The organism is uncultured Parabacteroides sp. (assembly GCF_905196875.1).
Lineage (GTDB): Bacteria > Bacteroidota > Bacteroidia > Bacteroidales > Tannerellaceae > Parabacteroides.
The window spans coordinates 112,431-126,442 of sequence record NZ_CAJJWO010000007.1 but is presented as its reverse complement, the minus strand read 5'-3'; the positions used below and the strand labels follow the sequence as shown (position 1 = coordinate 126,442).

The window sequence follows — 14,012 nt, the reverse complement described above, 5'->3', positions numbered from 1 at the left end:
TTCTGGTCGCCCTGATCATTATATCTGTCCTTTACCGCAAAAAGCATCAGGCCTACCGCAAACTCGCCGCCCGCAGCCGTGAATGGGCGGAAAGCAAACCTGCCGTTATGCCTGCCACCGAGGTTGACAGTACCGATCGGTCATTAATGGAAAGCATAAACCGCCTGTTTGAGGAAGAACAGGTTTACCTCGATCCGGCCCTCGACCTCGAGAGCCTTTCGCAACGCCTGGGCATCCACCGCAACCTGATCTCGAAAGCCGTCAATGCCGTTTACGGCAAATCTTTCTCCTCTTTTATCAACGAGTGTCGTGTCCGCCAAGCCATTCTCCTGCTTTCCGACCCGGCAAACGACACGCGTTCGCTCGAGGCTGTCGCCTTCGATGCCGGCTTTTCCACCCGCCAAACCTTCTACCGCGTCTTTAAGGCACAAACCGGCATCAACCCCGCCACTTACCGGAAAAACCGTTCTTGACATGCTGAGTCTTAACCGGCAGGTACAGAATTATTTTAACTGCTTTCAGAACGGATTATGAGGAAGGATTATTATCTTTGTGGGCAAATAATTAAAAAGCAGGAGGAAACGATATGGATGAAACGATAAAATTGACGAACTCATATTGGAATATGCTGAAATCGTTGAGCGATGAAGTAAAACTTCGTTTGGCTACCCGTTTGACTGCATCTGTTGCTGAGTCGAAAGCGAAAGAAAAAGATCTTACGGAAGAAATGATCGGCAAATACAGCGGTAGCTGGAAAGATTCCCGTAGTACGGAAGAGATTATAACTGATATATATAATAGTCGTAGTTGCACGAAAGAACCTCTTAAGTTTGATTGACTATGGGAAAACAATATCTGCTTGATAGTAATATTTGCATTTATCTGTTCCGGGGGCATAAGGCTGTAACCGAACGGTTACGTAAAATCGGCTGGAATAACTGTTGTATTTCTGAAATGACTGTTGCCGAGTTGCTTTACGGTGCTGAATGCAGTAATGATGTCGAAGCTAACAGAAAACAAGTGGAGTCGTTTTGTGCTGATATAAAAGTAATACCTGTGGGGGCCTTAAATGAATATGCACGCCAAAAGTCATTACTACGGAAAAAAGGGTTGCTTATTGATGATATGGATTTGTTTATAGGCTGTACCGCCCTAACCTTTAACTATGTTATGGTAACTGAAAATGTAAAGCACTTGGAACGCTTAGATGGTATCCATGTTGAAAACTGGATAAAGAAATAATACTATTGAGTTCATTAGTACATGGAGGGAATAATCCCGCTTTTAAGTGCCGAATTCGACTCCTTTGAAAGAAGCTGGTTGCAGTTGCTTCAATATGACTACCCTTAAATTGATAATAGCCAAGTGGCTATTCATTCTTTGCCCATTTTTAAACTAATCTTATTAAATTATCGGTACCCGTGCTATTCCTATCACCCCATCGGTATTCCTCTCAAACTCCTTCCAAAAACCCCGAAATTCTCTTTCTTTCTCCCCACAAATTTGTCTCATTTTGCATATTGTTACAATATCCTCTTTCATCTTTTGTAGGTTGCAGTCGAAAATTAAAAGCGAAAGGCTATGATGTCTGCAACCGATAGAAGTATTTCCGTCCCGCAGTGGTTCGGAACGTTTTACGACTCCGTTTATTTCTGGGGCGTGGTCTGTACCGGTTTTGTGCTGGCGGCGGCGTTTGTCGTGATCGGCTGCCGGCTCTGGTATGAGATGAAGGAAGCACAACGGTTTCTGGAAGAGAAAGAAGAAGCAGACCGCGTAAAGAAAGGAGTGCCGGAATAACACCGCAATCACATAGATATCTAATATAAACAATTAAAAAACGAACAATCATGGCAACAAAAAAGTACGTATGGAAATTTGACCTCGAAGAGTATTTAATGACAAAAGAAGTGTTGGAAGACTACATCGCAAAGGTGAAAGCCATCCAAACCTTCTACCTGCCCGACGTGGCACGCTTCATTGCTGACGAACGAACCGAGTATCGCACCGATACGATCGTCAACATTGCAACGCTGGTCGAGGAGAAAATCCGCCAGCTCGCCTGCCAGGGCAACAATGTGGTGACCGGCAATGTGCAATACTCACCCGCCGTTGGCGGCCTCTTTCTGGGTAAGACCGGCGTAGTCGACCCCGCTAAAAACAAACCCATTATCAACATGATCCCCACCGCCGCCATGCGTGCCGAGACAGACCTGGTGACGCTCGAATTCTCCGGTAACGTGCGCGACCTGGGCGGCGCCAACATCGGCCTGGTAAAAGACGTGACCACCGGCAAGACCGACGGCACCATCACCCCGGGCGGCATGCTCGACGTCACCGGCTCGAAGATACGCTGTATCAATGCCGACAACACCGGCGTAGGCAAGCTCACCCTGGTCAACCTGGCCGACCAGACGGTGGCAGCCACCATCACAGTGCTCGGTATCAACGATCCGAGCCGCCTGATGTTCACCCTGCCCGCCAACCTGGCCGCCGGCGAATACCGGCTTACGATTGAAACCTGGTTCAGCACCAACAGCACCCTGCTCAAGCAATCGCGTACGCTGACGTATGGCATTCCGCTGGTAGTAGGTGGAGGCAATGACGACGACGACCGTCCGGTGATCGAATAACGTCGCCCGAGCCTCCCCGGATTTGTTCGATCCGGCGACAGAAAAACATGCAATCGATTATTAATAGCAACAACAAACATCATGAAAGCAAACATATCCACTTATCCGACAGCCCTGCGCCTTCTGGCCGCCCTGTTCTTTTTCTTATTATTTACCCTTCCGGCAGCAGGGGAGGAGGGAAGCGCAAAGAAATGGGATGGCAGCGTCGCCACAGCACTTAAGTTCGGGCGTAGCGATGGCGTCAAAGGCAACCCTATCAAGATAAGCACCCCCGAAGAACTGGCGTATTTCGCACAGCAGGTGAATGCAGGGGCGAGTTTATATGGTATGGATGGGTCTAACAGCTTTGTGTTATCTAACGACAACGGCTTCTCCGGCAACTACTTTGAACTCTCCGCCGACATCGACTTAGCCGGGGAAAAGTGGACGCCGATAGGGACGGGTCGCAAGTCGTTCCGTGGCCATTTCGACGGCCAAGGCCATGTCGTGAAGGGGTTGAAGGTGGATATAAATGGAAGCGGTGAGATATGCGGTGGATTATTCGGCCGCGTATCTGACGGCACGATCCAAAACCTAGGTGTCGAACTGTCGAAAGATGGGATAAAGGCGAGTTCCTACGGCTCTGTCTTTGCCGGAGGAATAGTCGGATATATAACCGGATCTGACGCAGCCGCCACCATCCGTAATTGTTACGTGACGGGGAGCGGGGGAGTGAAGGTTACGGGATATAACGTTAGTGAGTATGCTTATGCCGGAGGAATAGCCGGATTTGTGAATCAAGCAGGTGGCGGAGGTAATCAAAGCGTTACCCTCACCCATTGTTACGTAACGGTCGATGTGGATGTGGATGGGTTTGGAACTTACATCGGTGGTATTGTCGGAAAGCTTTCTGGCGGAACCCTCTCCTTCACCTACGCCACAGGAACGGTGACGGGAAAGGATGGAAGTACCGGTGGCATTTGCGGGTATAGCTCCGGAGGATCACTCACCAACAACCTGGCATTGAATGAGAAGATAAGCGGCGGCAGCAGGGTGCTCGGGGGGAATTCTTCTAAAACCCTCGACTCCAACTATGCCAACCCCGACATGCTCGTTAACGGCCAGCTCGCTGCCGGTACAGACGCCGGTTCAAACTCCGGCGCCGCCACCTATTCCGACAAATTCAAGGACGATCTGATCGGAACAACGCCCGACGAAACTGCCTGGAACACTGCCTGGACATGGACAGACGGGAAGCTTCCGCAGTTGAAGATGATAACGGGCGAAGACACCGACGGCACCCCTACCGGATACAGCGAGAATGCGTTCGGCAGCCAACCCTCAATAAGCGTCGGTGACTATTTGCCGCACGCTCCCTGGGCTGACTGTGCTGCAACCTCTATCGTAAATTCCGGCACCGGCACAAAAGACAACCCCATCCTGATAGCTACTCCCCAAGAACTGGCGTATCTGGCGCAGCAGGTGAATAAGAATGAGAAATTGATGGTAAGTAATAGCTCTATCGAGATAAAGAATGAAAATGGCTTCTCCGGCAAGTACTTTGAACTCTCCGCCACCATCGACCTGGCGGGGGGAGAGTGGACGCCGATAGGGAATGCCCCGGATCGGTACTTCAGCGGCCATTTCGACGGCATGGGCTATACGGTGAAGGGGCTGAAGATCAGTATGAACGTGGAAGGAGCAGACACTGGTTGGACTTTAGCCGGCCTTTTCGGCTACGTAAAGAACGGAACGCTCCAAAACCTGGGCGTGGAACTGGCTGACGCCGGGATACAGGTAAAGGCGGGAAAAGGAGATGTCCTTGCCGGAGGGATAGCCGGAAGGTTCGAAGTCAATGGGCAGGGGCAAACCGCCATTCTCCGCAACTGTTATATAACGGGAAATGGAGCCGTGACGATAACCACCGGGGCGGGAGGCGATGCGTATGCCGGGGGAATAATAGGCAGTACCTTTTTCTACAGCGGTACAGGCAGTATATCCCACTGTTACTCCCTGGTCGATGTGAAGGCATCGGCAGCCAATGGTTATGCTTATGCCGGTGGTATCGGAGGACGTATGGGCATAGAAGTATCCTACACCTATGCCACGGGAAAAATCGAGGCGACGGGAAACAGTTACGTTTGTGCCGGTGGTATCTGCGGCAGAAGTAAGGTGTCGAATAGCCTGGCCTTGAACGAAAGTATAAAAGGGAATTCTGCGAACCGGATAGCGGAGGCATCTAGTACTCTCGCTAACAACTACGCCTCGACCCGTACGATGGTAAACGGTAGAACCGTCAGCAGCAGCGATAATCCGTCAAGCGAGAAAGGTGCCGACACCTGGCTCGACACCTTCGAGAACGATTTGAAAGGAGTATCGGACGAAGCCGAAGCCGCTTGGAATGCTGCCTGGACATGGCCAGGCGGGAAGCTTTCGCAGTTGCTGATGATAACGGGCGAAGACGCCGCCGGCACCCCCACCTCCTATGACACCTGGTCGCCCGGCATCCAGCCGTCGATAGACGCTGCCGATCTACTACCCGTCCACCCGAAGCTTCATATCGTGTAGCCAGCTAAAGGGGGCAAACTGCAGGTGTTTGACGAAGCCACTGGGTTGGAGATATTTAATGGCGAAGCTGTTACCCCCGGCATTACCCTGTCGCTGGGACATGCCGCCGATAACAATTATCGCTTCGACGGCTTTTACTCCGGCACTACCGCCGATGATATCACCACCCCGGTATCCGGCACGACCATCCAAATGCCCGCCGCCGACCTTTGGCTAAGCGCCCGTTTCACCTACGTGGCGCCGGCACCCGACCCTGAGCCCGAGCCCGAACCTACGGTCTACTACACCGTCACCCTTCCCGAAGTCGAAGGTGCCACGACCGACCCTGTCGCCGGTTCTTACGAGGTCGAAGCCTGGAGTACCTTCCGCTTCTACCTCACGACAGACACCGCCTATTCGGAGTCGCAGCCCGTCGTCACCACCGACCGCGGCGAGACGCTCACTCCCCGCAGCAGTGATGGCGCCTACCTGGTGAAGTACGTCCGCAGCGACGTCGATGTCTTCATCGACGGCCTTTTCCCGAACAACCCGGTCGCCAACGAGTCGATCACCGACCCGCATGCCACCTCCGCTTCCGCCCTCCCGCGTATCTGGACGGAGCCGTCAGTGCTTTGCATCCTGTTCCCGGACGGGTTCTCCGCCACCCCCGTCCGCATCCTCTCGCCCGATGGCCGCCTGCTCGCGACCTTCCAGTCAGCCCCGGGGCTGAGCCGTCGGCAGTTGCTGCCGACGGGAATCTATATCGTATGGATTGGCAATACCGTCCGTAAGGTGGTGGTGCGAAACTAGAAAAAGGTGAACCAAACCCCGCCCCTACGTCGAACCTGCCTGTTCTATTATGACGGCGCCTGTAGGGGCGGTTCGCGAACCGCCCCTACGAACACAACATTCACTTCTGCCAATAACTGAGCTTCAATGCAAATGACTGAAACAAAAAATCAGCAAAGGATCCGGTATTTCGGAGCTTTGCTGATTCAATATTGTGGGAGTAGGTTATAGCTTGTCTATTTCTTCAATGGATAAACCGGTACATTGGGCGATTGTGTCGGCATGGACTCCCTGCTTTTTAAAATTTGCAGCAATGAGACGTTGTGTTTCTTCTTTCCCTTCTGCCAGTCCTTCTCGTTTGCCACTGTTGTAGAGTGTCTTTTCAACGCTGATGCCATCCCAGAAATGTTCGTAACCGGCCAGCTCAGCGTCGGTGAAGGCTGACTCTTCAAGTACTGTCAGGGCTTTCTTTATCTCGGGCACTTCCAGCAACTCTTCCGGCACGACACGGGTCTTTTCATTGATTTCCGTCAGGAAACGCAACCAGAGGATGTGCATACGCTTCTCGGCAAAGGTATGAGGGGTAAATTTGGGCAACTCCACAAAGATCAGTTGCAGGCCTTCGATAACATGGTCGGTATGCTCCACATGCACCATTGCATAATGATGGTAATATCCCTCCAGGGCCGGTTCGAACACCTCGTTTACCAAGTTGAGTGAATAGACCGGCTGCAACAACTCGTAGCCTTCACCTATATTCAACTGACGTACATAAGCCTTGGAGGCATTGAATAAAACGCGCTCGCGAAACTCCGGCGACCAGAGCATCTGCATCTCGACCAGAAACTGACGCCCCTTTACATCACGGCAACGGACATCTACAATACTGTATTTACGTAACGGATTATCGGGTACGATCTCGGAAGGAAGGTATTCGATTTCGCTGATTTCTTCGCCTGCTTTCAGCGGTAGCAGGGCATTGAGTAAACTGATCACCAGGTCGGGATGTTCGCCGAAAATTCTCTTGAACGTGAGGTCGGCACGCGGATTTAAATACTTCATAGTTATATGTTTTTTATATGTACAAGCAAATATACGGTTTATTGGCTGATAAACAAGTCTATTAACAGTAATTTACCAGATTCTTCGTACATTTGCCGGGATTAAAAAGATTTCGGATATGCCTTTGATAAAACGGATATTAATCTGGTGCCGGAATATCCTTATATTCCTGTTTGTATCCAGTCTGCTGGCGGTGGTGGCTTTCAAATTCATTCCCGTCTATTATACGCCTTTGATGCTGACACGCTTGTACGACCAGTACGAAGCGGGGAAGCCCTGGAAACTTGATCATAAATGGGTGCCGCTGTCGGAGATTGCCCAACCGTTGGTGCAGGCCGTGGTTGCTTCGGAAGACAATCTGTTCCTCGATCATAATGGCTTCGATATCGAACAGATACAGAAAGCCCGTGATGAAGCGGAAAAGGGGAAACGTGTCCGGGGAGCCAGCACGATCTCGCAGCAGACGGCTAAGAATGTCTTCCTTCTCCCCACCAAAAGCTATATCCGGAAAGGGATCGAGGCTTACTTCACCCTGCTGATCGAATGGATATGGGGGAAAGAACGCATCATGGAAGTCTACCTCAATTCGATCGAGATGGGCGACGGTATCTACGGGGCTGAGGCGGTGGCACAAGCTCATTTCAGGAAACCGGCTTCAAAGCTAAGTGCCGGCGAGGCTGCACTGATTGCTGCTTCACTGCCTAATCCCCGGAAATTCAATTCGGGCAAGCCTTCTCCCTACATGTTGAAGCGGCAAGGGCAGATCCTTTCCCTGATGGGAAAACTGATAAAGATACAGATGGGCTACGGAGCGGGAGAGATTGAAAACAAAAACGGAAAAATTAAAAAGAGAAAAAAATGGAGAGCTTCACTTTTCACGACCTCGGACATATCGATTATGCCGAAGCTTTAGCCGTTCAGACGGAAGCGTTTGAGACACTGCTTCATGCCAAGGTGTGGGGCGGCCAGGGAGAGAACAAACTGTTCTTTTGTGAACATCAACCGGTGCTGACGATCGGTAAGAGTGGGAAAGATTCGAACCTGTTGATCCCTGTGGAGCTGTTGCAGCGGCAGGGAGTATCTTTCTTCCATACGAACCGGGGAGGAGATATTACCTACCACGGACCCGGGCAGATCACCGGTTATCCGGTCTTCGACCTGGAGTATTGGCAGCTGGGGTTGAAACAGTATATCCATACCCTGGAAGAGGTCATCATCCGCTTCCTGGCTCTCTACGGGATCAAAGCGGAACGGTTGGAAGGAGCGACCGGCGTCTGGATAGATCCGGAGGTGAAAGGTCGCGCCCGTAAGATATGTGCCATCGGAGTAAAAAGTAGCCGGTATGTCACCATGCATGGTTTTGCCCTGAATATCAATACAGACCTGAGCTATTTTTCCCTGATCAACCCCTGCGGCTTTACGGATAAGGGCGTTACCTCGCTGGAAAAGGAACTGGGGGGCAAGCAGGACTTCGGGAAGGCGAAAGTACAACTGCATACATTATTTTCAGAACTGTTTCCCTGATGGATTATAAAATACATTTTGCCCCGTTGCAAGGCTATACCGATGCCGTGTACCGGGAAGCCCATAGCCGTATCTTCGGCGGTGTGGAGAACTATTACACCCCTTTTGTCCGTTTGGAGAAAGAGGGGTTTCGCAATAAAGAACTGCGTGACATAGCCCCCGAGCATAATCAGGATGTTTCGGTCATCCCCCAACTGATAGCTGCCACACCCGATGAGTTCCGGCGGATTGCCGCCTTCTTCCGTGAGAAAGGTTACAGGCAGGCGGATATAAATATGGGTTGTCCGTTTCCCATGCAAGCACGGTTGCATCGTGGAGCCGGGATATTACCGTACAGGGAGGAGGCTGTTGCTTTGTTGCATACGATGCGCGAATTTCCGGAGATAAGCTTTTCCCTGAAACTCCGTCTGGGATGGGAGCGACCGGATGAGTCCTTATCTCTCTTCCCTTTTATCAACTCTCTTCCCCTGGCACATGTTACTTTGCATCCCCGAATCGGATTGCAACAGTATAAAGGAACGGTGGATATCGAAGGGTTCTCCCGTTTCTATGAAGCATGTACATTGCCGCTCTTTTATAACGGTGACCTGGGTAGCCTGGAAGATATCCATTCGATAACCGGTCGTTTCCCTGCGCTGAAAGGAGTCATGCTGGGACGCGGATTATTATCTCACCCTTGGCTCGCCACGGAATATGTAAATGGCAAAACTTTATCAGCCACGGAAAAACAGGCACGGTTATCCGACTTCCATCGCCTGCTGGCAGAGCAATATAGCTTGCGTCTGGAAGGGGGAGACCATCAGATACTGGCAAAACTAAAGACACTTTGGGATTACCTATTGCCGGATGCCGAAAAGCGTTTGCGGAAAAAGGTGATCAAAAGCAGCAACCTTACTGCTTATTATTCGGCAGTTAAGGAGTTACTGTCGTAGTAGTATCCATCCGCATCGGAGGGATTGTATCCGTATTGGCGGGAGCGAGCGGGGTTAGTGGAAGTATTTTCCTTCTACGGAAGAATTCAGACAGGTGTGTGAAGTCTTTTTTGAACATGATACCTACACCCTGAGTAGTCAGCGACTGTTTCAGATACCGATACATATCATTCGAATGATTATAAGCCTTCAAGCGGATTTCCCCATTCTTAGTCAGTTTATATTCCAGGTCGAATTCTCCGATGAAATCGTTCTTCTGGCTGTTTTCGGCAGTCCTGTTTTTATAACCGAAGCTTCCGTTAAGCAGCAAGCGGTTATCCAGTAGCTGGCTGGACAGCAACATTTCGACTTCGGTGTCTTGTATACCGTCTTCGCTGGTACGGATATTAGTCCCGATCTGCACTTTGTCGGTCAGGCTATTCAGTATACTGGATATCTGGGAAGATATCGCAGAAGAAGCCACGGCACTGAAATCATTTGAACGGTAAGCGTTCTGGCTATATTCGGGAGTATTAAACTTATTCAGAACAAGTAGGTAGATGATCTGGCGGGTCATCATATCTTCGGTGTCGATCAGCGATTTCATCTGCCGTTCTATCTCTTCGTTAGAGCCGGGCAGTTCCAGATCGAACGAGATACCCGGGTTGCGCAACATGCCGTCCAGATTAAGCACACAGTTGACAGGAACGTTTGTTCGTGGGCTTTGCTGGGCAAGACCATCATCCAGGTCACGCAGGTTGGCAGTCAGGTTATAGATGGCATTTACGTGCATCGTGGCATCGAAAGGATCGCCGCGGAAGTCAATCGAACTGCCTTCGCGTATCTTAAAGTCTTTGTGTATGATCTGTTGCAGGCTGAAGTTATAGTTACCGCTGACGATACCCATATTGCCATACATACGCAGATCAGTTTTTGTTCCGTATTCTATCTGCATGCTTCCGCTACAGTTACCGGTGATTTTATCGCCTGCTATCGGGTCCATAATCAGTTCGATATCGGCCTCGGGGGTGATGTCGAGCAGGAAGTTCATACGTAGTTCGGCTCCTTCTTCTTCGGTCTGTGAAGCGATTTTCAGTGAGTCGTGGGAGAGTGTACCGTTTGCTGCCGATTCCTGTAATTTCTTTTTATCGACGAAGGTGATAAAGTCATAATCGGCAGCCGTCGTATTGTTCATGAAGTCTAGCGTAACAGTTGTTTTAGGATCGTTACGCATATTGATATCGAAGTTGATCAATTTGTCATTTCCTTTGATAGAGGCGGTTCCGCTACCGAACACTGTTCCATAGATCAGCGGGTTCAGTTTGCGGGTGGCGTTGAACACCAGCATGTTGTTTGTCTTGACATTCACGTCGAAGCTGACATCCTTGAAATGGTTATGGTAGACATGCATATTGACGATACCCGGGTTACCGAACTTATCGTTCACTTTCAGATCCCGCATATTGATGGAGCCTGCATCCATGTGGATAGAGTCGGAGAATGTATAGTATGTATTGGTGTATTCTATTCCCAGGCCACCGTCTTCCACATAAGCGTCTCCCTCGACTGTAAGCGCTTTGAAGGGACCATGCAGGTGGACGTTTCCGAACCCGCGTCCCTGAATATTCTTGGCTACCTTGTCGACAAAAGGATGGAGGAAAGCAATGTTGAGGTCGTTCGCGTCGAAGAACAAGGATAACCCCGCATTTTTCCCGACCGGGAATATATATCCGCTCACGTCGGTCCAGGTCGTATCGTTCTTATAGATACTGCCGAGCATCAGGATACCTTGTTGTTCGTCATCCCATTCGCTGAACAGGTTCAGCCGGCCGAGTCCTACCTGGTTGAAGGAGAAGTCTTTTATTTCCAGGTCGGTGTTCAACATACGGCTACCGTACAGATCGCATATATTAAACGTACCTGTGGCTTTTCCGGCGAATTGCAGGACGGGGATATTCAGTATGTCAAAAATATAGCTGAGTTCGACCTCTTTCAGGTCCATCAGCAAGGTGTCTGTCGGGTTTTTAGAAATGCTTCCGTCCAGTCGCAGGTACTGTTGCTCGTTCGATACCTTGAAGTTGTCGATATCTATCCTGCCATCGGCGATGGTTATTTCCGACGGATTGATCTTCCAGATCGAATCGTTGAGGACCAACGGACTCTCGTTCAGGGATATATTCGTTCTTAAAGTGACGGGTCCCTTTTCATGCTCTTCTTCCGTGAAGAGGGCGGAAGCGGATAGTTCGGCCCTGAATTCTTTTTCTTTGTTGTTGGCCCAGCCGATCAGGGTATTGATCCGGTTATCTTTTGCATCGGCTTTCAGGTCGAGATAGTTGCGGGTCCCTTTCTGGTTATAATTGATCGCTTTGAGTTGCAGGCTTATATCTTCTGTGGGATTGTCGCAGGTCAGGTAGCCGGATTCGAACATCGAATTGCCCAGTTTGAACTTGGGTAAGAAAGCTTCGAAACGGAATTTGTTGTATAAGTTGTTATAGTGTCCGGTGATACGTCCCTGGCTGACCATCGTGAAAGGCAACTTAAGCGTCTGTGAGATACTGTCTGTGTTCTCGACAGTAAGCAACAGGGAGAAATTGTTTTCTTCCACTTTCTGCTTTTTCTGGGTAACGTTGATCAGTGCCGGTATATACCCTTTGAAGGTATTCATAAAGCTCGGCACGATTGTTTTGAACGAATAGGCTCCGGTTATTTCCCCGTTCAGGATATCCGAAGAGATGGTAAGGTGACGGTCCAGCGAATGTCCGGAGGCAGTTACCAGTAGCTTTTTCAGGAAGAAGCTGCTCGGAGCGGTTTTAAAAGAGAGGCTGTCTATCGAAATGTTACCTTCCAGATTGTCGATGTTGTTACCGGTAAAGTCGGCGTTCAGCGATAAAGAGATGTCAGGCGATTCGTATTTGTCGATCAGGTTCAGGCTGTCCGGGCGGAAATGCCGGAGGTTGGCCGTGAAATTGAACATTGAGTTTTGTCCTTCGTGCCTGAACATTCCTTCGGCATAGAGTTTGCCGTTCGGGTCGTTCACCTGAACCACTCCGTCGAAGCTGTTCTTTTTGAAGTTACCGGAAAGCTGGATATCTGTATAAGTATACTTCCTATATTCAACTTCGTCGATATTTGCCTTTATGTTCCCGAAGAAACCGGTGTGTTCGTGCCGTTTGGCATCGAGCGAGATACTGAGCTTTGTTTTTCCGTACGGGTTGCCTTCGCCAAATAGTTCATCCAGTTGCAATCCGGGGGTCGAAACATGTCCTTTCAGGTAAGCTGTGATACCGTTTTCCTTGTCGCTACCGAATATCATATCCGTTTGCACGGAACCGATGGCCGACGAGAACTTTCCGAAAGCAACCAGGTTATCGAAGAAGCCGGAGATCTCACCGGTAAAGTTTACCGTTCCGAGTTTGACGATCGGATCAGGCAGTATGACCGGTTTCTTATTGAAGTTATTCACCAGCCCGGCTATACCGTCGGTCGTGATATACATTTTGTTAACCTGTCCGAAGATATAAGCCTCTTCGGGGTGGGAGATACCTTTCAGTTCCATTTTTCCGACGAAAAGCATTTTGTCGCTGTACCGTAATGTCAACCGTTTCAGGTCGATATTGTTGATGTATCCCGATGCTTCGGCCGAAAGTTCTATCGTTTCCGTAAAATTTTGGAAGGCAGGGACGAAAGCCGACAAATCTTTCAGGCATATCTGTGAAGGGGAAATGTTCAGTTCCAGCGGAGCCTGGTTCAACAACTGGGTGACATTCTCAATTTCGTGCATACCGATTTGTGCCCGGCTGATTTTCAAATCCGTTTGCGGTAATTTTATTTCGAAGTTGTTGATGAAAGCACTGTCGCGGTTGCTGATGATATTCATCGAAAGTTTGTCCAGGTCAAAACCGGAAGCCTCGTTGAAACTCATCTTTTTGATGTTGGCGTTCAGGCTGTCTTTGTTGAAGGCTTTCAGGGATATTTTGGCACTCAGGTTCTTGATGTCTACATGCTTGGCATTAAACTTGCCGGGGGTAGAGTCGGCACTTTCCACGTCAAAACGGAAGTTTCCGCGTCGGATCAGGATCGAGTTGAAACGCAAGTCGATATTCGGATTCTTCTTCAGGGTGTCTCTGCTGGCGAAAGCATCCAGGACGAACTGAAGGTTCAGCGGACTCTCGGGCGTCTTCTTTTTCAGATTGATCGAGAAACCGAACAATCGCACGGTCGAGAATACAAATTTGCCTTTCAGCAGGGGGAGAGCCTCGAAGCCTGCCGCCACATGATTCGCTTCGAATAATGTTTTTCCATCCTGGTCTTCGAGATACAGATTGTCGAGAACCACGCGGTTGAACCACTCGATACTGACATTTCCTATCTTAACGGGCACACCGAGATGGCTGGATAATTCGTCTGATGCAATGCTGGAAACCTGGTGTTGAACGTACGGTATCTTCAACAATATGAAGGGCATTGCATAGAATATCCAGAACAGAGTAAGTAGGGTAATGATTATGTATTTGAGTCCTCTGATATCTTTACTATATTTTAAGCACAAATCTACAACAATATCGCGATA

At 49.7% G+C, this 14,012-nt stretch carries 12 protein-coding genes; 10 read left to right on the top strand and 2 right to left on the bottom strand.

From position 1 onward, the window contains the following. The 7 genes from QZ076_RS04615 to QZ076_RS04585 all read left to right on the top strand — a co-directional run. Window positions 1-473, top strand: a 473-nt coding sequence (locus QZ076_RS04615; RefSeq protein ID WP_293710732.1) for a helix-turn-helix domain-containing protein, incomplete at its 5' end; no start/stop codon positions are given. Window positions 474-586: 113 nt separating this feature from the next. Then, on the top strand, window positions 587-838 hold the full coding sequence (locus tag QZ076_RS04610; RefSeq protein WP_293710730.1) for a hypothetical protein: 252 nt from the start codon (window positions 587-589) through the stop codon (window positions 836-838). A gap of 2 nt (window positions 839-840) precedes the next feature. Next, entirely contained in the window at window positions 841-1,242 is a 402-nt protein-coding gene (locus tag QZ076_RS04605) for a type II toxin-antitoxin system VapC family toxin (protein WP_293710728.1), read from the top strand. 339 nt (window positions 1,243-1,581) lie between these two features. Continuing rightward, entirely contained in the window at window positions 1,582-1,797 is a 216-nt protein-coding gene (locus tag QZ076_RS04600) for a hypothetical protein (protein WP_293710726.1), read from the top strand. 50 nt (window positions 1,798-1,847) lie between these two features. After that, the gene (locus QZ076_RS04595; RefSeq protein WP_293710724.1) at window positions 1,848-2,630 is read left to right on the top strand and encodes a DUF4469 domain-containing protein; all 783 of its coding nucleotides are present in this window, start codon (window positions 1,848-1,850) and stop codon (window positions 2,628-2,630) included. Between the two features lie 81 nt (window positions 2,631-2,711). Beyond that, window positions 2,712-5,177, top strand: a complete 2,466-nt coding sequence (locus tag QZ076_RS04590; protein WP_293710722.1) for a hypothetical protein — start codon at window positions 2,712-2,714, stop codon at window positions 5,175-5,177. Between the two features lie 24 nt (window positions 5,178-5,201). Next, a complete protein-coding gene (locus QZ076_RS04585) occupies window positions 5,202-5,966 on the top strand; it encodes a hypothetical protein (protein ID WP_293710720.1) in 765 nt (254 codons plus the stop codon). Between the two features lie 204 nt (window positions 5,967-6,170). On the opposite strand, the gene QZ076_RS04580 is transcribed toward QZ076_RS04585, so the two are convergent. Beyond that, window positions 6,171-7,007 carry an Rpn family recombination-promoting nuclease/putative transposase gene (locus QZ076_RS04580; protein WP_293710718.1) on the bottom strand — a complete coding sequence of 279 codons (837 nt, stop codon included), beginning with the start codon at window positions 7,005-7,007 and terminating at the stop codon, window positions 6,171-6,173. A 118-nt stretch (window positions 7,008-7,125) separates the two neighbouring features. Here QZ076_RS04580 and mtgA point away from each other — a divergent pair, with 118 nt between their 5' ends. The 3 genes from mtgA to QZ076_RS04565 are packed head-to-tail and all read left to right on the top strand — an operon-like array spanning window position 7,126 to window position 9,463. Continuing rightward, window positions 7,126-7,920 carry a monofunctional biosynthetic peptidoglycan transglycosylase gene (gene mtgA, locus QZ076_RS04575; RefSeq protein ID WP_293710716.1) on the top strand — a complete coding sequence of 265 codons (795 nt, stop codon included), beginning with the start codon at window positions 7,126-7,128 and terminating at the stop codon, window positions 7,918-7,920. Beyond that, window positions 7,866-8,531 (top strand): lipoyl(octanoyl) transferase LipB, encoded by a 666-nt coding sequence (lipB, locus tag QZ076_RS04570; protein WP_293710714.1) that lies wholly within the window; start codon window positions 7,866-7,868, stop codon window positions 8,529-8,531. The genes mtgA and lipB overlap by 55 nt, the downstream gene beginning before the upstream one ends. Beyond that, on the top strand, window positions 8,531-9,463 hold the full coding sequence (locus QZ076_RS04565; RefSeq protein WP_293710712.1) for a tRNA-dihydrouridine synthase family protein: 933 nt from the start codon (window positions 8,531-8,533) through the stop codon (window positions 9,461-9,463). The genes lipB and QZ076_RS04565 overlap by 1 nt, the downstream gene beginning before the upstream one ends. Here the strand turns inward: QZ076_RS04565 and QZ076_RS04560 are convergent. Further along, window positions 9,444-13,907: a translocation/assembly module TamB domain-containing protein gene (locus QZ076_RS04560; RefSeq protein WP_293710710.1), complete on the bottom strand. Its 4,464-nt coding sequence runs from the start codon at window positions 13,905-13,907 to the stop codon at window positions 9,444-9,446. The two genes, QZ076_RS04565 and QZ076_RS04560, sit on opposite strands and share 20 nt — an antisense overlap. Between the last annotated feature and the right edge of the window lie 105 nt (window positions 13,908-14,012).